Origin of the sequence: Clostridium sp., from assembly GCF_051654825.1 — a bacterium.
In the GTDB taxonomy this organism is placed as follows: Bacteria; Bacillota; Clostridia; order Clostridiales; family Clostridiaceae; genus Clostridium.
Genome location: NZ_JBOFYU010000100.1, coordinates 1 through 24,295, shown reverse-complemented (window position 1 = coordinate 24,295; position 24,295 = coordinate 1). Strand labels below are relative to the sequence as shown.

Below are 24,295 nucleotides of genomic sequence, written 5' to 3'. Positions count from 1 at the left end.
GCTACTTTGACCTCATTGTCAATAATATTTGTATTTTAAGTATATTAATAATATTATTTTTTGTCAATATTTTCTGATTATTTTATTTCACTAAATTTGAAGGTTATACCTTCTTTATAATCTTAGCTGGATTCCCTCCAACCACTACATTATCAGGAACATCCTTTACTACAACTGAGCCTGATGCTATTACTACATTATTACCAACAGTAACTCCAGGATTTATTATAGATCTTCCACCAATCCAAACATTATCTCCTATAGTAACAGGCTTTGCAAATTCATATTTTAATCTTTCTTGTGGATCTATTGGATGAGTTGCTGTATATATATGAACTCCTGGAGCTACAAAGCAGTTTTTCCCTATTCTTATTTCACTAACATCTAAAAATAAACAGTCATAGTTAGCATAAAATCCTTCACCTAAATATATGTTATATCCATAATCACATTTGAAACTTGGCTCTATATAAAAGTTATCCCCTGTTTTCCCAAGAAGTTCTCTCAATATAACTTTTCTTTCTTCCTCTTCTGTTTCTAATGTATTGTTATATAATCTCATTAATCTTCTTGCATTAGTTCTATCCTTTACTAATTGCTCATCAGCAGGATTATATGGTAATCCCTTTATCATTTTTTCTTTTTCAGTCATATACATAACCTCCTATATTATTCCTATTTTAAATTATACCAAAAACAATAATAAAGACAATCGTTTGCATTATTTTATAAAAAGAAGATGACTCCAATATGAAATCACCTTCTTAATATTAAGCTACGCTTTTTCTTTTTCTAATAAGAACTATTCCTACTATTACAATAGCCACTGCTATAACAAATATAACTCTTGAATCTTCTCCACCTGTTTGAGGTAAATTATTTTCTGGTTTGTTATTATTTGCTCCACCTTCTTCAGGCTTGTTTCCTTCACCTGGATTTGGAACTTCTATTGAAGCCTCTTTAACAGTAACTCTAACTGTTAATGTAGTTTTTAATCCTTTGCTATCAATTACTGAGTAAGTTACTAAGTATTCACCTGCTTTATTTACATCTACAGTGTTTTCTAATACTTCTATCTTACTAGTTAATATTCCATCTTCTTTATCCCATGCAGTTACTCCTGACATTGGGTCGAATTTATCACCTTTATTAATTACTACATTCTTCGCATTAATTACTGGAGCTGTATTAGTTTCTTCTGGTTTAATTTCTTCTTTTCCTACAGTTATTCTTCCTTCTACTTTGTAGTCAACTGTTCCTAATACATTAATATATTCTTCTAATGCTTCATTTAAAGCTGAGAATTCATTTTCTGTTTTAGCTTCTCCAAAGTGAGGGTATCCATCTCCACCTGCTGACATAAAGTCATTAGTAGCTACAAGATATTTTTTATCCATTTCAATTTCTTTTCCATTTATAGTTATCTTAACTACTCTATTTCCTGCTTCTTTTTCTACATCATAAACATATTTCATTCCTGCTACATGTGGGAATTGACCTGCTACATTTGGAGCATCTTTAACACCATGTTCAATTATATCTTTAATTTGTGAACCAGTTAAGTACTTAGTAACAATAAAGTTTCCAAATGGAAGTACTGCAACTATATCACCTTTTGTAATATCACCAGCTTTTATACTAGCTCTTATTCCACCACCATTAGTAATAGCAATTTCTGCTCCTGTAGTATTTAACATAGCATCTGTAATTAAGTTACCTAGATTAGTTTCCCCAGCTCTTACAAATTCTCTTTCCCCTACTAAGTCTGAAACTGTATTTCCAACTACTTGTGATAATATCTTATCTTGCTCTTTCTTTATTTCGCTTACTTTATCTGAAACTTCTTTATCTGCTTCAACTTTAGAAGCTTCTTCTTTATTAATAAGTGTTGCACTTGTTCCTAAAATATCCTTAGTTTCTGAATCCAAAGTAATTGTTACTTTTCCTAAGTTTCCTTCGTATTCTCCAGTACTTACTATTAAAGTATTTCCTACTTTTAATCCATTTTCATATTTACTATGACTATGACCATCAACTATTATATCTATTCCTTCAACTTCTGTTGCTATATCCGTTGATTTAATTTCAGTTGATTCATCATCTCCAATATGAGCTAATGCAACTACTACATCTACTCCTGCATCTTTTAATGCTTTTACTTGTGCTTTTGCAGTTTCTACTGGATTTTTAATTTCTAATCCCTTAATGTTGTTTGGATTTGTTTTATAAGCTGTTTCTGGACTTGATAATCCAAAGAATCCAACTTTAACTCCATTAATTTCTTTTATGCTATTAGCATTTAAAATTGTATTATTATCTTTTAAAACATTAGCTGATATTATTTCAAATGATTTTTCACCTGTTGATGCTAAATTAGCAAGCTCAAGTAATCTTTCATATCCATAATTAAAATCATGATTTCCTGGAACCATTAAATCATATCCAGCCATTTTCATTAAATCAACAATATCTGCTCCTCTATTCATTGTTGCAAATGGAAGACCATGTAATGTATCCCCTGCATCAACAAGTAATGAATTTTCTATTGATTTCTTAATTGCTGAAATAGCATCTATTCCTATTACTTTACTATCTGCTTCTACTCTTCCATGAGTATCATTAGTATGAAGTATTGTAATTTCAGTATTTTTTACCCCTTCTGAAACAAGCTTAATTTCACTTCTATCTCTTACTCTTAATCTGCTTCCTTCTGGATCTACTGAACCTAATCCTACACCACTAATCACATTTCCTATTTTTGCAATATCTTCTATTTTAGCGCTGCTTGCATCAGAATATCCAATATATCCATTTATGAATAATCTTGCTTCTACACCACTATTATCTTTTACTATAATTGATTCTACATTTCCATTTTTAGCATTAACCTTAGTTACTACTCCTTCAACCTTCATTAATGTTCCAACATTTTCAGCCTTAGTAGCTTCTTCTGTAGTAACAACCTTAGGTTCAATTGGATTAACTGATGAATCAATAACTTCAAAGCTTGATACATTTAATTGTCTTTCACCTTCATATGAAGATACAGAACCTACAACTCTTAGTTTTTGACCTGGCTTAATAATTACCCCTGAAACTGGGAATAAGTTAATACCAGCTGTTTGGTCTTGAATGTATATTGAATCAAAGAATGCGTTTCCTTCTAAAGTTCCCGCTGTTGCAATACCTTCTACTACAAATACTTCACCTTCTGAAGCATTAACAACATCTCTTATTGGAGTTACTTCTAACTCTTTCTTAACTGATTCTAATATATTTATAGCAATATTTGAATTTGCATATTGTAAATCATTTGCATTATCTAATGAAGCCTTTACTTCAAAGTCAGAAATATATACTGTTCCACCTATGAACATATTTCCTCCACCTGAAAGCTCCTCAACAGCTAAAGCAACAACTTCACCTTTTGGAACTACAACTGGTGTACCTGGAGTTTTTGGTTCATTTGAATAAGTTGAAGAATGTCCGCTTACTAATGGTTTAGCTTTACCACTATTAACAGCTTCTTCGTTAAGGTTAACTGAACATCCACTATAGAAACTATAAACTTGCTCTGGTACAACACCATTTAAGAATGGTGATTCCATGTTAAAGTTATTAAATGCAAGTCTAAAGTTTTGGTTATTAACTTTAATTTCATCATCTACTACTTGGTCTTTATTTATTCTTGATGTTGCTCCAATACCTTCTAATAGCTTATTAAGCTGTGTTGAAGTAGCAAAATCTCCTGCACCATCTTGGTAGCTTGCAATACCAGCAACTATTATACTACCACCATTATCAACATATTTTTTAACAGTAGCTATAAATTCATCACTAAAGCTTTGTGGTTCATAAGTAACTCCATTAGCATTTCCTGCTTTTTTAGCTGGAGCAGTAATAACTAATAATTGTGTATCTGCTAACATTTCATCAGTAATTTTATTTTTTTCTATGTGTACTGATACATTTTCTCTATTTGCTATTTCTGTAAAGTTACCCATGTTATTTGCATAGTAACCACCAACGTAATCATTAAAGTGTGTTGAATCAATAACAACTCTACTTATTACTGCTGGATCTGCAACTTCTATTTTTAAAACATCTGTAAATATTTTTTCAACACCATTCATTGAAGCTGAAACCTTAACATCTACGTTATATTTCCCTGCTTTTTTTGGTGTATAATTAAATGAATATGAAGCTGTATCTAATGACTTTACAGTTAATTTTTCTGAAGTCTTATTTATTTCTTCACCACTTATTAAATATTCAATACTATTAACTATTAAATCTGAATTTTCATTGTTGTATAAATCAGTTTTTATTGAGAATTCTTCACCTTTTATCGGCATAGTTGTATTTGCTTCTGTCTTAGAAATACCAACCTTCTCAACTTCACCTGTCCAAACTGGAGCTGTAACAGCTATATCCTTATCAGCTTGGTCAATTCTTATATAGTAATATGAATAATCTGCTGGAAGGTTAAATTCAACTGTTTCCTTTGATGATGTAACAACTTTACTAGCTACTACTTTACCACCATTTGAAATAACTGATACCTTTCCAATTCCTTCGTTATCTGGGTCTTCTATATCAACCTTTATATTAACTTCTGAAGGCTTTTCTTCAAGAATTGTACCCATAACTTCACCGTTAAGAGTATATTTAATTTTTAAATTTTCATCTTCTGTAGCATAAGTTCTTCTATTCGTTAATGCATCATATACATTTTCTCTTGTTAAACTATCTGCTAATATTGCAGTTCTAGTTGTATTAGCATTTCCCCATTTACCTTTATGGTTATCTTGGTTATTAGTTGGAGATACATGCCATCCTTTATCTAAAGCTCTAGTGTAGTATTCAAATGAAGGGAAATATCCGCTTCCTCTTACAGGACCTTCCCCATTACCAACTTCTATTAAAGAAATTAATTGGTCTATTTCAGCATCATAATGAGCAAAGTCATTAAAATCACCAAAAGTTTGTCCTGGATGATTTAATTGTGAAAATGAACTTGGGAAGTTCTTTAATTGATTGTAATATGTTTTTAAAGCATCTGGTTGCTTATATTCGCTTTTATTACGGCTTTCAAACCCAGGTGTATTAAATGTATTAATATGCCCTGTTCCATTTGACCATGTCATTTCATAAGCATAAATACCTACGAATCCATTATCAGTATATTTATCTGCTGCATCTTGACCATTATTCCATTTTGTACTTGTTTCACCATTACCCATTGATTCTGAAGTATCATTATCAAATGAGTTAGAGTGGTCAGTTACTGCAAGATAATCAACATCTGCTTCATTTTTAGCATAATTATATGCATCATCTAATGAACCTAATCCATCTGAATTATTTGTATGTGAATGAAGTTGACCAAAGTATAAGCTATATTCACTATTCTCTCTTTGTGTAAAGTTAAATGTTGATATAGCACTATCTATCATTCCTTCTGAAACTGCATAAGCATTAACTGTTGCTGGAAGAGTATCAAGCAATATTGCACCTTGATAATCACCCCAGGTTTGTCCATTATCTACTGAATATTTTATAGTTGCTCCTTCTGTTTTTGTAGAAAGCGAAACTTTAGTTCCTAATAATACTGCTCCTCCATTAGGACTTGCTGTTACATTTTGAACCTTTGTTTGTGTATAGTTAAATGTTGTTTTAACACTATCTGTTAAACCTGCTTTAGTTCCGTAAGCAACTAAAGTCATTGGTAATTCTGTAACTGTAACCATTTCTTCTGAATTATATTCTGTAAAATCGCTGCCATTTATTGAATGCATTATAGTTGCACCTTCAGTTTCACTTGAAAGCTGAATTTTTGATCCAATTGATATTTCTGATCCGTTTCCCGGAGTGGCAACTACTCCTCCTACTGTTGAATCATCTTTAATTGGTGTTCCCTTGAATACAAGGTTATTTATATTGCTTGCACCACCTGATGATATAGTGTTTCCATTTACTGAAGTATTACTAGTGATGATAAATCTTACTAAAAGACTATCACAGTTAGAAGCATCTTCTGGTAGTGAAATATTTTCTTTCATATAGTAGTTAAGTGTTGTTGATGCTATTTGATATGAAGATTCAGGAACGTCTTTCCATTCACTTCCTCCATCAACGCTATATATTACTTTAAAGTCTCTTGGCCCTGTGTTAGAAGAACGAGTCTTTGCTGACACAGTAACATTTTCATACCCCTTAGTTGAAATTCTCATATGCCAGAATTTTGAGTTTTCCCCATTATCCCAACCATTAGTAGCTATACTACCAGTGCTAAATGTAGGAATATTTCCTTGTGAATTTGTTAATACAGCTTCCGCCTTTAATTCCCCTGCTGTTGCTGGAAGAGTTGCACTTGAAACGGCGTCTGTGTAATTCCATGCTGCAATTTGTGAAGCTGTTTTAGCTAAAATATCTGCAAACACTTGGATTTCTGGTAATACTATGTTTAACATCATAAACATAGCTACAAAAGTTGCAATAAACTTTTTTGTTCTTTTTTGTACTTTTTGCATATTTATCCCCCTCTACATACACTTTCCTATATATACATTTTATTACATACAAATAAAATATAACATATAAAATACGAACATTCAATATTTTTCATCTTTTATCTTATGTATTTTTTATTTTTCCTCCTATTTCAACATATTTTTAGAAGACTTTTTTAATTTTTCTTAATAAACTCTTTTACTTTTATGGAAATAACTAACTTATATATCACTAATTTTACCACATCTTTTTTAATCAACACGAAAATACAAGTAAATTTAACTTATATCCAATATTTTTTAACCTCTACTTTACATATAACTTTTTAATAAAAAAAAGACTTTCAAGATTTAATTCTTAAAAGTCTTTATAAGTAAATATTATTTTCTTTGAATTTTACAATAATAACTTGCTATTATTGCTGTGATAGGTACTGCTAATACTATACCTATACTTCCTGCAAGGCCTTGAATAATTTCAATACCTAACATATCTAAATTAATTAATTTATTATAAGGCATTTGAGCTGAAAAAATTAATATTAAAGTACTTAAGGATCCCCCAGCAAATGCTAATATTAAAGTATTAGTCATTGTTCCTATTATATCTCTACCGATATTCATACCACTTTGGAATAAATTTTTTATAGTTAACTTTTTATTATGTTTATCTAATTCAAATATTGATGCTGAAATAGACATAGCTACATCCATAACTGCCCCTAATGAAGCTATTAAAATTCCTGCAAACATTATTCCCTTTAGCTTCAAGCCTGTACTCTCTGAAATATACATTAAACTTTCTGAATCACTCATAGTGAACCCAGATAAATTAGTTAAATTCCCAAATATGTAAGCTACTAATCCTGATATTACAACACCTATAATTGTACCTAATATAGCTGTTAAAGTTTTTTTATTTATTCCGGATACTAATGTTAATGTAACAACTATACTTAACACAGCAATTAAAACACCAGATACTATTGGACTAACCCCTTGAAGCATTAATGGAATCATTAAATATACACAACAAACGAGTGTAAATAATAATGCTACTAAAGATTTTACTCCTTTTACTCCTCCAATTACTATTACTGCAATCATAAATAAAGCTATTAAAGTATATATCATAGAGCTTCTATCATAATTGTACACACTCATAACAACTTCATTATTATTCATATATGATCCTAAAATAACCTTTGTTCCTTCTTTAACCTTATAATTATAAGTTCTACTAACTGGGTTTTTTATTTCATATTCAATTCCCTTATATGGTCCTTCATTTGCTTTAACAACTATTTGTTGAAATCCAACTTCTATACCTTCTACAAATTGATCTTCACTTAAATCATCACTTATAACCTTTACTACTTCACCCTTATAATATTCTGTTCCTCTTCCAAATTTATCTTCTATAAATCCACCTTTAAAAATAAACCTAGATAAAAGTATTATTGCTAAGCTGCATAATAATACTCCTATAATTGGATAAATTTTTTTTCTCTTACTCATCTCATCCTCCTTTGTAATCCCATATTATTTAAAAATAATTTTAATATACATTCTCAAGAATATCTTACTATATAAACAATTTAATGGAAAGAATATTTGTTAACTTCTAATATAATAAAAATACAGTATTGCTAATAGCAATACTGTATAAATTACAATTACATATAATCTTTTGTATCAGTTTTTAGCCCCTTATCCTTTAGCCTTCTCTCTACATTTTCTTTAATTATAGAGTAAATAACCGCAAATAAAGGAACTCCTAATATCATACCTACTAAACCTAATAGCTTTCCTGCCACAAGTATAGAGAATAATATCCAAAATGCAGATATCCCTATAGAGTCGCCTAAAATTTTAGGTCCAATTATATTTCCATCTATTTGTTGAATTACTAATACTATCAATAAAAACCATAATGCTTTTACAGGTGAAATAAATAATATAATTACAAAAGATGGTATTGCTCCTATAAATGGTCCAAAGAATGGAATTATATTCGTAATACCTATAATTACTGAAATTAATATTACATATGGCATCTTAAATATAGTAAGTATAAAGAATGTTAATACTCCTATTATACCTGAGTCTAAAATCTTTCCACTTAGGAATTTACCAAATGTATCATTACTTCTATGTGATAATTCAATTATTCTTCCTGAATACTCTTTTGTAAAAATTGAATAAGTTATTTTCTTTAATAAAGCACATAATCTCTCTTTATCTATTAATAAATAAATTGATATTATTATACCTAAAACTATGTTCCAAACACTTGATAATACTGTGCTAACTAATCCTCCTAATACAGGGATTAAATTAGTTGTGAACTTTACAATATAATTTAATAGCTCTTGAATATTGCTATTTATTACATTTAAATATTCTGGTTCTATATTTAAATCATATATTATGTTTTCTACTAACCTGGTTGAATTAGTAATATAAGTTGGTATATCATTTACTAATCCTAATATACTATCTATAACTTGTGGTAAAACAAATTGAGAAAATAAAGATAACACAAATATAGCTGTTATATATGTAAATAATATTCCTATACCTCTTGTAGATTTAGGCATTATTCTTTTAAGTGCCTTAATTTTAAAAGCCTTATTCTCAAAGAATTTTAATACAAAATTAAGTAAATATGCTATAGAAAATCCTATAATAAACGGATTTAATATGGTTATTATCCCACTTAACTTATCAGTAAAAAGATCTATTTGAGACATAGCTAAATAAAACAATATAACTGATGCAGCCACTAAAAAAGCGTATGCAGATATGGTATTGTATTTTTCATTCCAATTAAATTTCATATTTTCCTCTTCTCACTTATTTATATATTTTTATTCATTATAATTACTTTATCTTTTATATACAATATAATATTATAATCATTAACAAAATATTATCTTTTAATAACAATTTTACTTTTTATTTATCTAATCAAATATGTCCAAGTATTCTCCATAGCCTTTGACTTCCATTTCTTCATATGGAATAAACTTTAATGAAGCTGAATTTATACAATATCTAAGTCCCCCATTTTCTAAAGGTCCATCACAAAATAAATGACCTAAGTGTGAATCAGAATTCTTACTTCTAACTTCGATTCTTTCCATCCCATAAGTTGTATCTCTTTTTTCTTTAATAGATTTCTTTTCAATAGGCTTAGAAAAAGCAGGCCATCCACACCCTGAGTTAAATTTATCACTTGATGAAAAAAGTGGCTCACCACTTGCAATATCTATGTATATTCCCTTTTTAAAATTATCATTATATTTATTTCTAAAAGGTGGTTCAGTAGCATTTTCCTGAGTTACTCTATACTCTAAATCTGTAAGATTATTTTTTAAATCCTCTTCTGACATTTTACTATATTTACTCATTTTTAATCCTCCTTATTATTTAAAAACTTTTTAAAAATAACTTTTAATTTTATCTTATATGTTTTCTAACTTTAATTATACATTAATTTTGCTTGGTCTTTTCTTAATTTATACTTAAATTATTTAATTAAATTCTTAAATTACTTCTTAATAAAAACATAACCTACAATTAATACAGTATAAAATTACACAGTAATTTAATCTTACCTTATTTCTATTAAATAAAAAAGAGGTACAACCCTCTCTACAAAAGTTGTACCTCTTTCTTTTTACTAAAGCTGTGAATAAAGATGTTCTCAAATTAATATTACTCCACTCTCTTAACTTTTCACCTTTACTTTTTCACTTAAACAACATAATTACTTTCTTGTTCTAATATTTATTGATGTTGGCTTTGATTCTTCACCATTTGAATAAACAGAAGTTACCTTAAATCCATATATAGTATTTGATTTTAATCCTTCCACTATATACTCAGCATTTCCTGCTGATACTCTGCTTAATTCTTTACCATCTTTATAAATAACATATTCTACCAATCCTGTATTTGTATTTGGTGCTTCCCAAGTTAAAACCACTGAATTATTAGTTGAATCTGCTTTTAAATTGTTAACTTTTCCTACTACTATTTCTTCAGGAGTATTTAATTCTAATCCTTCTTCAGCTGAAACAAGTAATGCTAATGCATTATCTATTTCTTCTTGTGAAGCATTATTATTATCTAAAACTTCCTTTGCAGAAGCTAAAGCATCTTGTAATACCTTAAAGCTTTCAGCAGTATAGTCTTCACCTGTTAATTTAATTAATTCCTCATATTTATCTCTTAATTCAATTGCATTTGGAGCATCATAATTATTTATTGTTATTATTTCATAAATATTTGGAGATACTCCATTCCAATCAATTCTAATTTCAAATATATTTTCATATTTAGTATTCACTATTTCATTTAAACTCTTATCTAATACGGCAATTTCATTCCAAATTTCTTCTCCTGCTTCAGTATATCCTGTTCTAACCATAACCTTAGCATTTGAAATTTCACTTCCACTTTGAATTATATTTATCTTTTTAACATCTGTTTTTTCTGATAAACGATAAGTAAAGCTTCCACTTGTTATTTCTCCATTATTAGTGTTTGGCTTATATGAAGTTGTTAAATCTCCATCTCTAACATTGCTTGGTTCAAATCCTTTCATTTCTATAGGATTTGATACATAAGTTGGATCATTAGTAGTTTGTACATATGCACCGTTATTAATTAATATTTCATTAATTACACTCCAACGGTATGGGTAACCAGCCGTAAATAATACTCTTACATATCTAGCATCTATATCTAAGTTTTCACCTTCAACATAGCTATGTGATATTGGAATTATACCATTTGAAATACTTCCATGCTTATATCCATTATCACCTGGTTTTGAATCTAAATCATTTTGTGGATTTTCAATACCATCACCAATTGTAATAACATCTATCCACTCTTCTCCATCTAAAGATACTTGGAATTTACCATCTCTAATATGATCTTTTTCAGTATCTAAAACTGTGTACTTAAGATTATTAATATTAATAACTTGTCCTAAATCGTAAACTATTGTATCTCCTGTTCTTGGTGCACCACCAAATTTAACAGATGAATTTAAGTTTCCATCTAATGCAGCCTTTGCATTACCATCTCCATATACTCCAGTATAAGAGCTTACTAATGATGGCTCATATACTTCATTTGACTCTACTTCAAATTTTTCTAAGTTAAATGTTACAGTCTTATCTGCTATTACTCTGACATAACGAGCATCTGCTAAATTAGAATCATCAACATTATTCCATTCAATGGCATTCATTGAAGATTGTAATGTTAATCCATCCATATTTGAAGTTGCTAGGTTTATGTTGCTTAAATCTTTTATACGATTTAACTTAACCCCTATATACTCTCCTGAATTTAAAGTAATATTTTCTTGTGGTACTAAATTAGTCATTGAATCTGTATACATAGATTTAATTCCTGTATCAGCATTAGTATAAACATTTGCTGTTGAAGGAACTGTAGTACATCTTTCTACTTTAAGTTCTGAGAACTTAACCCATTTATTTAATTCTTTTAAGTTAACAAGTCTTACATATCTTGCTTCTACACCTTCAAGATCTTCATCAATGATGTCTTTTCCACTTGCTTTACCTTCATACTCTTTATAAGTCGTCCAATTAACATTATCTGTTGAATATTCTAACTTATATTCAGTCCATTTATCAGCATTATCACTACCTACTACAAAATGAACCTTTCCTACATTAATAACTTTTCCTAAATCTAAACCAATATAATCTCCTACACGAGTCATATCACCTGTATGTGTTTTATACCAAACACTTGAATTGTCATTATCATCTAATAAATTACTTTCACTTCCGCTATAAACAGCCCATCCTGGTGTTCTTACAACTGTTGGTTCTATTGGTGAATTATCATCTGTTGCACCTTTGTTAACGATAATATCTCTAACACCTAACCAAGTATTATTCTTAGTAGTAGTTGCAACCATTCTAATTCCCTTAGCTTTAATATTGATATCTTCTATCTTTATATCTTGAGGTAAGTGATAAACCTCATCATTTAAGTCAACCCAGTTAGTTCCATCTTCAGTGTACTGTATTTTTGCATCTAACATAGTATCATTTAAGTTTGCTGCTGCACCCATTAAGAATTGAACATTATTTATTTCAATTTGAGTACTATATTTTAATCCAACATAAGTTCCTTCATTAATTGTATTAGGTGTTTTATAAACAATTTCTGTTTCTGCTTTTCCATCAAATGCATTTTCTATTTTTCCTGATGGTGTATCAGTACGATTTGTAATAAATGAAGTAATTACTCTGTTTGGATCTACTATTGAAGATACAATATTAGATAAGTTTTGTCCCATAAATTTAATAAATGGAACTATATGTTGAACTCCAACTTCAGCTTTTTCATAATGGTCAACATACCAGAATTTATAAGTTTTTGATTTTTCAAAAGCTGCTTGAGCATTTGAATACTCAGTCCAAACTTCGTCATTAGTTCCTTGTTCAACTGCCTTTGCTGCATTTAAATATCCTATTGCAGCATCCATTGTATCATCCCAACAATTTAACCAATAAACTATTTGATCACGAGTTCTAGGATTACCTGGATTTTCTTTATAATAAGCTGCTGAATCTTTTAACTTAGTAAATTCTTCAATTAAACTATCAGCATCTTCTATAATACTAGCACCACTTTCATATTTAGCTTTAAAAGCATTTAACTTTGGAGCTAATTCTACTGATTCTTGTAACGCAGTAACACGTCCATCCATATTTTGATTAATCATGTGTTTACTGATTTCTCTTAATGCCATTGAAGAATTAGTATCTTCTGCTGTTCCATGATCCATATATTTAAATGAATCTTCCCAGTTTTTATCTGCATCTGCTTTAGTATCCCAAATGTTCCATGCATAATCTGATATTGCAAATAGAGCTGATTTATTTGCTTCTGCTTGTTGCATTGGATTTAATACTATACCTTTAACTGTGCTTGGGTCTACACCTGGGTGTAAGAATGTATTATTTCCACCCATAATTAAATGCTCTTTTGAGTTATCTGAACAAGGCCAGTTAATCCATAAATATGGAGCTCTACCTGGATTACCTTCTGTTGCAATATTATTAATAAAGTTTGTAGTAAAGTTTTGACTTACTTCACCCCAAATTCTACCACCTGTCATTACTATGCTAACATTATCTCCAGCCTTATTAACTTCTTTTAATTGAGTTGAGCTACCATTACCCATATAATCATTTGGACAGAATATTAAATCTGTCTTTAAATCTGGATAAGTTTCTTTTTGCTCTTCTAACCAAACTGTTAAGTCATTTAATAATTTAACATAGGAGCTTGGCCCTTGTGCTGGCACACCTGCATCATCAGCTAAAATACCAAATTGTCTAACTTCAGCTTCTAATAATTGAGAGAACTTAGCTTTTATAACATTTAAATCAGCTTGATAGTTTTCCTCAGTATTAAAACGAACAGCATTATACATAAATGGATGTAATGCATAAACATATCTATTCTTAGTTTCATTACCAACTCTAGCTAACTTTTTAATTTCTTGAAGCTCAGCTTCTGGATATAACTCTCTCCATTTTGAGTTATGATAAGGATCATCCTTTGGAGCAAAGATATATTGATTTAACTTATAATCTCCACCATATTTCATTAATTCAGCTCTATCTTCATTAGACCATGGATTTCCATAGTACCCTTCTATGAAACCTCTATATGCAACATCTGCATAATCATCTACTCTAAAGTTTTCTATTACATTATCTTCTAATTGATTAAATACATGTTTTAAAGTTGTTACACCATAAAATGAGCTATCTGTATTATTTCCTAAAACTCCGATAACTCCTTCATTAACATATACTAAGTTTGAATCCCTTTTTTCAAAGAATGATTCTTCGTGAGCTACATTTTCATTAAAGTATGTATCTACACTTTCTCCTGAATCATTAATCCCAACTAGTATATTTGTTTTTTCTTCAACAATCCCTTCTGAAACTGTTGCATTAATGTTGTGAGATTCTAATACCTCCTCAACACGATTTCTAGTGTAAATATCAATCCCTGTTTCATAGATAACATTTACATCTGTTCCAACATTGAAATCTCCACCTGCATATTCAACTGAATGTGGTACAGGATAGATTTCATATTGCTTTGGTGAAGCTATTTCTTCTGCTGAAACTACCATACTTCCAGCTAAATTAGAAACTGCTACTGCCGAAGCAACCATAACTGTGCAAAACTTTTTAAACCTCTTTTGCATATATTCTCCCCCTTACTTTTTTTATGAATAAATTAAAAAAGAACCACAATAAGACTGTACAATCTTATTGTGGCTCTTGCTCAACTTAATTGATTACACGCCTTAATTTATCCATATTTACCTTTCTATTCCATTTTATCACATTTTAATAAATATTTACAATATTTTATTTTTTTATTTTATATATTATTAAAAGTTCTCTATATTTACATTCTATTTAAATAACTTCTATAACTCTATTTAATATACCTGTTAGATATGCCATTATAATTCCATAATTAGTAATTGATACAGATTTTTCCTTGCACAATCTTACTCTATTTAAGACTGTCTTTCTATTAATCATACATGCTCCACAATGTATAATTAAGTCATATTGTTCTATATTTTCTGGGAAATCATGCCCTACTCTATATTCATAGTTTAGATTATGCCCAACATATTTATTTAACATATTTGGAATTTTCACTCTTCCTATATCTTCATGAGAAACGTTATGAGAGCAACTTTCTGATATAAGTATTTTTGAGTCTTTAGTTAACTCTCTAACTTTATTAGCTCCTTCAACAAAAGCTGAGATATCGCCTTTATGCCTTGCAAATAATATTGAAAAGCTAGTAAGTTTTATATTCTTTGGAACTATCTTATCTACTTTTTTAAATGCTTGTGAATCTGTAACTACTAGGTCAACATCCTTTATATCATTTAATGCTTCTTCAAGCTCTGTATCCCTTACTACATAACTTTTAATTCCATGATCTAAACAATCTCTTATACATTGAACCTGCGGAAGTATTATTCTCCCTTTTGGAGCCTCTGAATCTATAGGAACTACTAATATAACTTTACTATTATACGGTAGTAAATCTCCAATTATAGGTATTTCATCTTCCCCCTCTTGTAAAATACTTATTACTTTTCCCTTTAAATCATCTACTCCATAATTTGTCTTTGATGAAATAAATAATGAATCTTTTAAATCTTCTTTTATCTTTTTCTTACTTTCTTCATCTAACTTATCAATTTTATTTATTACAAGAAGATGTGGTATATTATATTTCTTAAACTTCAACTTCATTTCATGATATAATTCTTTGTCTAAATCTGTCCCATCCATTAAATAAATTGCTAAATCAGTTCTTTTAAGAAATTCTAATGTCTTTTCTACTCTTTTTGCACCTAACTTAGTTTCATCGTTTAATCCTGCTGTATCAATAAATAATACTGGTCCAAATGGTATTAATTCCATTGCTTTTTGTACAGGATCTGTTGTAGTTCCTTCTACATCTGATACTAATGATACTTCTTGATTTAAAAATCTGTTCATTAATGATGATTTTCCTGAATTAGTCTTCCCGTATATAGCAATATGCTTTCTATTAGAATTTGGTGTTGTATTCATATTTCTCTCCCCTAGAATATAGGAGAACGTCTTATTATACATAGTACGTTCCCCTAAAATATTAATTATAAATATAAATCTCTTTGTCCATTTTTCAACTTTTCTAAGTTATTCTTTAAAAGCTTCTTTATATCATCTCTTTTTATTCTTTCAGCTTCCCTTTTTATTACTTCTTCAGCTTTTTCTAGTATTTCTTTGTCCCCATAATCTAATGCAAATTCCATTAATGTCATTATCGCATTAGGTTCACATACATATTGTATATTTCCTGATTTTGCAAGTTTCATAAATCTTTCACCAGTTCTGCCTTTTCTATAGCATGCAGTACAATAGCTTGGAATATATCCATCATCTAATAACGCTTTTAAAACCTCAAGTGGTGATCTTTCATCTGAAGTTTTAAATTGAAGTACTTCTGTTCCATTTTCTCTTTCCTTATATCCACCTACACCTGTGCTTGAGCCAGCACTTACTTGAGAAACACCATATTTTAATAATTCTCTTCTCATTTCAGCTGTTTCTCTAGTTGACATTATTATTCCAGTGAAAGGTATTGCTATTCTAGTTATAGCAACTATTTTTTTAAATGTTTCATCATCAATTAAATTAGGGAAACTTTCTAAATCCATTCCGGCTGCCTTTTTTAATCTTGGGAATGATACTGTATGGAATCCAACTCCATATTTTTCTTCTAAATGCTCATTATGCATCATTAAAGCTAATATCTCAAATTTAGGATCTGCAAGACCAAATAATACACCTGCACCAACGTCATCTATACCCGCTTCCATAGCTCTATCAAAAGCTGTTAAATGATAAGTATAATCTCCCTTTAATGATTTTGGATGCATATCTTCATAAGTAGGCTTATGATAAGTTTCTTGGAATAATATATATGTTCCTATACTAGCATCCTTTAATTTTTTATAATTTTCTACAGATGTAGCTGCTATATTAACATTTACCCTTCTTATAGTTCCGTTATTATTTTGAGTTTTATAAATAGTATCTAAACACTCTAAAACATAATCTATTGGTGCATTTACTGGATCTTCACCTAATTCTAATGCTAATCTTTTATGCCCCATCTTTTCTAGTATTCTAACTTCTTCTGCCACTTCTTCTTGTGTAAGCTTTCTTCTCTTAAAGTCATTACAATTTTTATACCCACAATAAACACAATTATTTACACAGTAATCACTTACATAAATAGGCGCAAAAACTACTACTCTCTTTCCATAAATTGATTCCTTTATTTCTCCTGCAAGCTTGTACATTTCATCTAATTGTTCTTTATCTTCAGATTGAAGTAATATAGCAATATCCTTATGTGAAAGACCTTCTCTCTTTTTAGCCTTTTCTAACACTAATTCAATTTCTTCTTTACTTACATCCTTTGCTTCTTTTAAAATATTTTCTATATATTCATGATTTATAAACATTACTTTGCCCCCTTAAATACTTATATTAAAATCTGCTTTAATTTTTTTATCATTCTCATCTATTACTCCATTTTCCTTTGCCCAAGCAACATTGTCTCCTCTAGTAACTTCTACTGAAAACCCTGCACTTTTTATTCTACCTTCTATACAAAGTCTGCACTCAGCAGCCTCATCTCCCGTACATATCTTGCCATCATATAATGAATATTTTTCTCTAACACTTGTTGGTGATAAATTAGGCATAACTACATTACCTCCAGCCTTTATCCCCTTTTCTCTTCCATTTGGATCTATACTTCCTAATGCAGTTGTTGATGGTAATAAAACATTAGGTAATAATAACCTTACTAAGGCTAACATTGTAGTTGTTTTTTCAACTGTACCTGCCTTTTCATCTTTAAGTGGTGTATCTTGATGAGGTATAAATGGGCCAATCCCACACATATGTGGCTCCAATCCCTTAACAAATAGCAAATCCTTTACTAAATCATCATTAGTTTGATTAGGTATTCCTACCATAAATCCTGCTCCTATTTGGAAACCTATTTCTTTTAAATTTAATAAGCACTTTCGTCTTTCATCAAAAGATGTTCCTGGATGTAATGATTTATATAACTCTTCATTTGCTGTTTCATGTCTTAATAAATACCTATCTGCTCCTGCTTCAAACATCTTCTTATAAGACTCATAACTTCTTTCTCCTAAGGATAATGTTATTGCATTGTTAGGATATTTTTTCTTTATTCCCTTAATTATTTCAACCATTCTTTCATCTGTAAAATAATCATCTTCTCCACCTTGAAGCACATATGTTTTATACCCTAACTTATCTCCAATATCAGCACACTCCATAATATCTTCATACGTTAGTCTATATCTATCTGCCTTTTTATTACTTCTTCTAATTCCACAATAAACACAATCTCTTTTGCAAAAATTAGTAAACTCTATTAAACCCCTCATGTATACCTTATCTCCATAAGTTTTCATTCTAGTTAAATGAGCCTTTTCAACTAATACTTCTTTATCTTCTTCTGTTAAATTTTCTAATAAAAATAATAACTCTTCTTTAGATGCATTATTTTCTTTATATAATTTATCTATTATTTCTAAAACCTGCATATAAATCACATCCTGTATCATATTTTAAATTTCAACCTTAGAAATTGCTGTTTTTACTTTTACACCTTTTATATTTCCTAACTTTCCAGTTAGACTATTTATTTCATTAAGTTCACCTACTAAAGTAATAGATATTACAGAAACTCCTTCTTCAAAAGGTATTCCCATCCGCCCTCTAATACTTCCCCTAAATGTTGCTACTACATCATTAAATTCTTGTTGACAGCTTGATGGCTCTTCTAAAATTGCACTTATTATAGCTATTTTCTTCATTTAACAATCTCCCTTTGTCTTTATAGCATATCTAAACATATAAAAAATGAGCCTAAACTTCTCTAAAAGAAAGTTAGACTCACAAATATTTAAAGCATAAAAAGAAATACACAAATTAAACGTAGAATTAACTACATTTAAACTCATAATCTTTTCTTTTAATTAAAATATAATATTTATACGCATCTACTATTCTTTCAGATTAGATTTCTCTTTTCTGTTAGATATTTATTTAAATTCAATAATTATCAAGGTTACCCTGTAAATAACTAAAGTTAATTAATAATATTTATTAATTGTATACTAATACCATATTCCCCTAATTGTCAATTGTTACTACTTATATGGCTAAAAATTCTTCTCAATATTTAAATATATTTTTAAATTAAAAATATATTCTTAATTTAAAAATTATATAAACTTAGACCATATATTTTTCTAAAATACCTAGTCTTAATTTATATTTTTCTAAAATAAAAGTTGCCCTAATTTAGAACAACTTTCATATAAGTATAAATTAATTTGTAACAGCAGCTTCTTCTGCCTTACTTTGATTATATTCTCTTATTGCATTCATAACAGCATCTATAACTCTAAAACATCCTGGTTGTAATAAATCTTTATTTTGCTCTAAAAATCCTTTAAATGCTATACATCTTTTTTCACTAGTTATTTTTAAAGCGTTTTCATGTTTGATATCAAAAAATGGAGTTATTTGAATTCCACCCTTTTCTTCATTCATTGTTTGTAACATATTTAAAGTAACTAATGGAAATGCCATTTTGTTTACTGTATTTGCATCAATAACCTTGATTATTTCTTCTTTATTTTTTTCTAACTCAAATAATTCTATTAAAGCTCTACTTATAGCTGAAAATGCCTTATTTACTTCTTCAGTCTTAAATGCTTCCTCAAAATTCTTTTGCATTATTGGCATTCTCATATCGCTTCCAACCATTATTCCAATTGTATTATTTTGGTGTTGTACACCAAATTGTAAAATTACTCTACTTTGACCTGTTGGTATATTTTCTTGTGTTTTTTGCATAGTTCCTTCCTCCCTTAAAACATAACCCAGATTATTTATTTTCCAAACTTATTATACCATATTCTGTATGTATAATGTGGTGAAATTTTATATTTTTCTGAAAATTTTGCAAAACTATATCATACATTTTGTTTTTTAGCATAAAAATAGACTTGATTTCTCAAGTCTATTTTATTAATTATTTTAAAGTTCTTACATTTAATGATACTGGTTTTGACTTTTCTCCATTTGAATATTTAGCCACTACCTTAAATCCGTAAATTGTATTAGCTCTTAATTCTGCCTCTGTAAATGTTAATTCAGCTGCTGGTACAGTAGCAATTTCCTTACCATCTTTATATATTACATATTCTTGTAATCCGACTACAGTTTCAGGAGCTTCCCAAGCTAAAGTAACTGAGTTCTTAGTTACTTCATTAACTTCAAGGTTTTGAACTTTTGATACTATTATTTCTGCTTCTTCTTTATCCCTTATTTCAATATATTGTTTTGTAATTTCCATTAATCCTGTTCTTAATCTAGCTACTTCTGAATCAATTAAATCCTTATTAGCTTGACTTCCAGCTTCATTAGCTCCCCATGGATTAGTTTTTCCATAAGCTCTTTGAATACTTCCTAATAAAGCATCTATTTCATCATTTAATTCAGTAGTATTTCTTCTAATGTAGTTTAATTTTTCTACATCTCTAATACCTTCTTGTAATCTTTCATATCTTGGAGTGCTTCTTGGTGTTGGAACATCATCATTCTTATCTCCAGGATATACAAAGAATGGATCTCCTGATTCCCAATACCAATGGTCAACTGATGTTAACGGATCTTTAACCCAAGCATCAAATGCCCATCTTAGGTATCCGTTAGTTCCTTGTGATGCAGAATACCATATAGTCCATGCACTTTCTGATGGATTACTTCTAGTGAAACTACTTGGATAATCTCCAACACATGTATAAAGTGTAGTATTTAATCCTAAGCTTTTTCTATGCTCAGTTAACTCTCTAACATCATCATTATTGTGATTTACATGCCCTAAGTTTATTGAAATATCTTCTATTCTATCTAGTATAGTTCTATCTAAAGACTTGTAGTTCATAGCTCCTGATACTTTTAATGTTTCCCCATCTTTATTAGGTTTACTTTCAAGTAAATCTAATACAGGAATCATTGTGCTTAATGGTCTTTCATCCATTGCTATATAAGTCTTTTCAAACCATCCCTTTTCATCTAGATGAATTATAAATTCATCTATAAAGTCATTCCAAAGTTCATTCCATCTTGCACTACCTGGTGCTGGTTTTTCTTGAACATCTCTGTTTTGAGCTTCATCAAAGTATATTATTCTGTTGTCCCAAGGAATCATACTAAATGCAGTAATTTGCTTAGTTATTCCTAAATCTAAATTAAATTGAACCCATTTATCAAAATGATCAAAATCGTACTCAAAAGTTCCATCTGTTTTCTTTGTCCATTTTACCATTGATGGATATTTATCGTATGTTTGTTGATTCCATGGATCTTCTACTATAGTTGTTGTAATAGATTTTCCACCAGCATCTCTATATGACTCCATTTGTGGTTTTATTTTTTCAAAGAATTCTTCTGAGAATGGTTCTACCTCATAATATCTAGCAAATGTATATGGGTATTGCCATAATTCTAAATGGAATTCATTTTCTGTTGCTTCAGGTTGAGTAACATCTAAAACTTCAAATGAATATCTAAGTGCTATTACTTCTTCTAACCCATCAGCTTCTACATTAATTGTACCCGTATAGATTCCTGGCTTTGCATCTCTAGGAATATTTATATTTACCCAAACTGGTTGAACTCTTTCTTTTGCAATATCAATAGGCTCTGATGTATATAAAACATCTGGAACCATTTCTCTTGGCACATTGCTACCTGGTATGTTCCCCCATGAGAAGCCTCTACCAACATGAGCTGATACTTCTTTTAAGAAAGTTAATTCTATATTTGAAGAATCTATTGTATTTCCTTCAGCATTAACAAAATTGCTTGAAGTTAACTTTGCATTACTTACATCCTTACCTTTTGTCCATAAAACTATTTCTGAATTTAATATATCTCCAATCCATCCAATTCCTGACCATGAAGTTTGAGCCATTTTACTTACTTCTTCATAATCTCCTTGCATATAATGTCTATCTGGACTACCTACTGATGCTGATAAAATGCTACCAGCCTTTGTTACAGTTACATTACATTCTGAATAAACATTTGTATTTTTAACTGTAGCTCTTATTTTAGTAGTTCCTTCTAAAACACCTATAACGGTTCCATCTTCGACAGTTGCAATTGCTTCATTTTCTGATGACCAAACTATTTCTCTATCTGAAGCATTTTGTGGTATTACATTAGCTAATAACGTATGTGATAATCCACTTTCAATAGTAATATCATTGCTTGATAATTCCACTTCTCTAGCTTCTATCTTACTATGATATATTTTTGCATAATCTACTTGCATATCAGGCGCAGATCCAGTTTTCTTTCCAGTTGCTCTTACTTTTAAAGTATGAATTCCTTCTTCTAATTCTGGACTACTATATATTAATTGTTGATAAATACTTGTTTGATTATATGCATCTACTTCTACTTCTTCTCCACCATCTATAGAGACAGCATAAATTCCTAATCCTGGTTGCTTATTACCATAAACATCTATTTTAGTTCCTTCAAATTTAACTGTATAATAGATATTTTCTGGAGCACCATTCCAACTAGCAGCATTACTCCAATGTTCATCTCCATTATAAAATTGAGGATAACCAGTGCTTACGCCCCAAGTACCATAATACTTAAATTGATTTATTCCATCCCCTGTATTAGAATCGTTTACAACAGTTGTATAACTATTGTTTTCTTCTGCATTAACTTTTGAATAACCAGATTGTGTTGCAATCATAGTAATCATAAATAAAGTCAATACTTTTGAAATAAGTTTAAAATATTTTCTCATATTATCTCCCCCTTACTTTTTCATTTTAATTTTACCTTATTTTATCTTTTCTGTCTATATTTGTATTAATTTTATTAATACATTCTTTATATTTTTTATTTAAAAGTATATACATATAAATAAAAAGGGACATATCCTATGGATATATCCCTTTCTTAATTAATTTATTATTTTATTAAAGCAGCTCTTAACTTATCGCTAGCTTCTGTTAATTCTTTTTGCCAGTCAGCAACAGTTTTATCACCACTCATAATTGAGTCAACTGTTCCAACATATATATCTGAGAAGTTTAATCCTTCAACTGATTCTGTCGCAGCAAAGTTACCCATTATCGGTAATGCTCCATTATCATAGATACTGAACATTTCTACTTGTAGTGGATCTAAGTAGTTACCTGCAATTTCTATTGCTCCTTCTACTGGTACAACAGCTTTAGCATTTTCAGCTATTATTGCAACCGCTTCATCACTATACATATAAGCCATGAATTCTTCAGCTAATTCTTTATTTGAAGCTTCCTTTGGAATATACATTTGTTCGAAGAAGTTTAATGAATAAGCATCTCCACCTTCTTTATATGCTGGGTATGCCATGAATCCCCAATCAAATCCTTCTGCTCTTGGAGCATCCTTCATTTCATCTGGTAACCAAGTTCCACATGGAATAAATAATGCTTTGTTATCTAATAATAACTGTTGGTTGTTCATGAAACCTTGTGGGTTTGCATTAGCAACAACTGTTGGTTCAATATAATCTTTTAATTTAGCTACAGTATCTAAAGCCTTAGTAGCTGCTTCTGAAGTCCAGAAACCTTCTTCATAATTCATTGCTGAATCAAATGCTTCAATTCCTCCTGCTGCTGCTAACATAGCTGGTATTGTACAATCCCAGTATCCTGCAGTTGAGTATGTTAATAATGACATTCCATCTGCCTTTGCTTTTTCTCCTAAAGCAAACATTTCATCCCAAGTTTTTGGAACTGAATATCCCTTTGATTCAAATAATCCTTTATTATAGAATAATCCTGTTGGACTATAGAATAGCGGTGCTAAATAAGTTTTTCCATCTCCGTAAGGGTTAGTTGAAGCTGTGTCTAAAAATCCTGGTAAGATTTTTTCTTTTACAGTTACATCTTCACCTGGTACAGTTTTATCTAAAACTCCTGATAAATCATGTAATGCTTGTTCCTTTACAAAAGTTTCAGTTAAAGCTTCAGGTCTTCCTGTTGCTAA

The 24,295-nt window shown here is 29.7% G+C and carries 13 protein-coding genes; all 13 read right to left on the bottom strand.

Annotated elements, in window-relative coordinates:
* Positions 1 to 103 precede the first annotated feature (103 nt).
* A complete protein-coding gene (locus ACRDBA_RS06215) occupies positions 104 to 658 on the bottom strand; it encodes a maltose acetyltransferase domain-containing protein (protein WP_438572063.1) in 555 nt (184 codons plus the stop codon).
* A gap of 112 nt (positions 659 to 770) precedes the next feature.
* On the bottom strand, positions 771 to 6,533 hold the full coding sequence (locus tag ACRDBA_RS06210; protein ID WP_438572062.1) for a 5'-nucleotidase C-terminal domain-containing protein: 5,763 nt from the start codon (positions 6,531 to 6,533) through the stop codon (positions 771 to 773).
* Positions 6,534 to 6,893: 360 nt separating this feature from the next.
* Complete coding sequence (locus tag ACRDBA_RS06205; RefSeq protein ID WP_438572061.1) at positions 6,894 to 8,030, bottom strand: YibE/F family protein; 1,137 nt, start codon at positions 8,028 to 8,030, stop codon at positions 6,894 to 6,896.
* A 158-nt stretch (positions 8,031 to 8,188) separates the two neighbouring features.
* Positions 8,189 to 9,352, bottom strand: coding sequence for an AI-2E family transporter (locus ACRDBA_RS06200; protein WP_438572060.1), 1,164 nt, complete (start codon positions 9,350 to 9,352; stop codon positions 8,189 to 8,191).
* A 126-nt stretch (positions 9,353 to 9,478) separates the two neighbouring features.
* Positions 9,479 to 9,925: a peptide-methionine (R)-S-oxide reductase MsrB gene (gene msrB, locus ACRDBA_RS06195; RefSeq protein WP_438572059.1), complete on the bottom strand. Its 447-nt coding sequence runs from the start codon at positions 9,923 to 9,925 to the stop codon at positions 9,479 to 9,481.
* 359 nt (positions 9,926 to 10,284) lie between these two features.
* Positions 10,285 to 14,796 (bottom strand): beta-N-acetylglucosaminidase domain-containing protein, encoded by a 4,512-nt coding sequence (locus ACRDBA_RS06190; protein WP_438572058.1) that lies wholly within the window; start codon positions 14,794 to 14,796, stop codon positions 10,285 to 10,287.
* Positions 14,797 to 15,013: 217 nt separating this feature from the next.
* Complete coding sequence (hydF, locus tag ACRDBA_RS06185) at positions 15,014 to 16,198, bottom strand: [FeFe] hydrogenase H-cluster maturation GTPase HydF (RefSeq protein ID WP_438572057.1); 1,185 nt, start codon at positions 16,196 to 16,198, stop codon at positions 15,014 to 15,016.
* Positions 16,199 to 16,263: 65 nt separating this feature from the next.
* Positions 16,264 to 17,640 (bottom strand): [FeFe] hydrogenase H-cluster radical SAM maturase HydG, encoded by a 1,377-nt coding sequence (hydG, locus tag ACRDBA_RS06180; protein ID WP_438572056.1) that lies wholly within the window; start codon positions 17,638 to 17,640, stop codon positions 16,264 to 16,266.
* A gap of 12 nt (positions 17,641 to 17,652) precedes the next feature.
* On the bottom strand, positions 17,653 to 18,762 hold the full coding sequence (gene hydE / locus ACRDBA_RS06175) for a [FeFe] hydrogenase H-cluster radical SAM maturase HydE (RefSeq protein ID WP_438572055.1): 1,110 nt from the start codon (positions 18,760 to 18,762) through the stop codon (positions 17,653 to 17,655).
* Positions 18,763 to 18,786: 24 nt separating this feature from the next.
* On the bottom strand, positions 18,787 to 19,035 hold the full coding sequence (locus ACRDBA_RS06170; protein WP_438572054.1) for a TM1266 family iron-only hydrogenase system putative regulator: 249 nt from the start codon (positions 19,033 to 19,035) through the stop codon (positions 18,787 to 18,789).
* Positions 19,036 to 19,552: 517 nt separating this feature from the next.
* Complete coding sequence (locus tag ACRDBA_RS06165; RefSeq protein ID WP_438572053.1) at positions 19,553 to 20,083, bottom strand: hypothetical protein; 531 nt, start codon at positions 20,081 to 20,083, stop codon at positions 19,553 to 19,555.
* Positions 20,084 to 20,261: 178 nt separating this feature from the next.
* Positions 20,262 to 23,063 (bottom strand): glycoside hydrolase domain-containing protein, encoded by a 2,802-nt coding sequence (locus tag ACRDBA_RS06160; protein ID WP_438572052.1) that lies wholly within the window; start codon positions 23,061 to 23,063, stop codon positions 20,262 to 20,264.
* A 167-nt stretch (positions 23,064 to 23,230) separates the two neighbouring features.
* Positions 23,231 to 24,295, bottom strand: a 1,065-nt coding sequence (locus tag ACRDBA_RS06155) for a carbohydrate ABC transporter substrate-binding protein (RefSeq protein ID WP_438572051.1), incomplete at its 5' end; no start/stop codon positions are given.

Bases quoted from the DNA above. Each gene is read 5' to 3' on its own strand.
- hydG (WP_438572056.1), bottom strand. From the start codon at position 17,640: ATGTTTATAAATCATGAATATATAGAAAATATTTTAAAAGAAGCAAAG.
- ACRDBA_RS06205 (WP_438572061.1), bottom strand. From the start codon at position 8,030: ATGAGTAAGAGAAAAAAAATTTATCCAATTATAGGAGTATTATTATGC.
- ACRDBA_RS06215 (WP_438572063.1), bottom strand. From the start codon at position 658: ATGTATATGACTGAAAAAGAAAAAATGATAAAGGGATTACCATATAAT.
- ACRDBA_RS06160 (WP_438572052.1), bottom strand. From the start codon at position 23,063: ATGAGAAAATATTTTAAACTTATTTCAAAAGTATTGACTTTATTTATG.
- ACRDBA_RS06165 (WP_438572053.1), bottom strand. From the start codon at position 20,083: ATGCAAAAAACACAAGAAAATATACCAACAGGTCAAAGTAGAGTAATT.
- ACRDBA_RS06200 (WP_438572060.1), bottom strand. From the start codon at position 9,352: ATGAAATTTAATTGGAATGAAAAATACAATACCATATCTGCATACGCT.
- ACRDBA_RS06170 (WP_438572054.1), bottom strand. From the start codon at position 19,035: ATGAAGAAAATAGCTATAATAAGTGCAATTTTAGAAGAGCCATCAAGC.
- hydE (WP_438572055.1), bottom strand. From the start codon at position 18,762: ATGCAGGTTTTAGAAATAATAGATAAATTATATAAAGAAAATAATGCA.
- msrB (WP_438572059.1), bottom strand. From the start codon at position 9,925: ATGAGTAAATATAGTAAAATGTCAGAAGAGGATTTAAAAAATAATCTT.
- ACRDBA_RS06210 (WP_438572062.1), bottom strand. From the start codon at position 6,533: ATGCAAAAAGTACAAAAAAGAACAAAAAAGTTTATTGCAACTTTTGTA.
- ACRDBA_RS06190 (WP_438572058.1), bottom strand. From the start codon at position 14,796: ATGCAAAAGAGGTTTAAAAAGTTTTGCACAGTTATGGTTGCTTCGGCA.
- hydF (WP_438572057.1), bottom strand. From the start codon at position 16,198: ATGAATACAACACCAAATTCTAATAGAAAGCATATTGCTATATACGGG.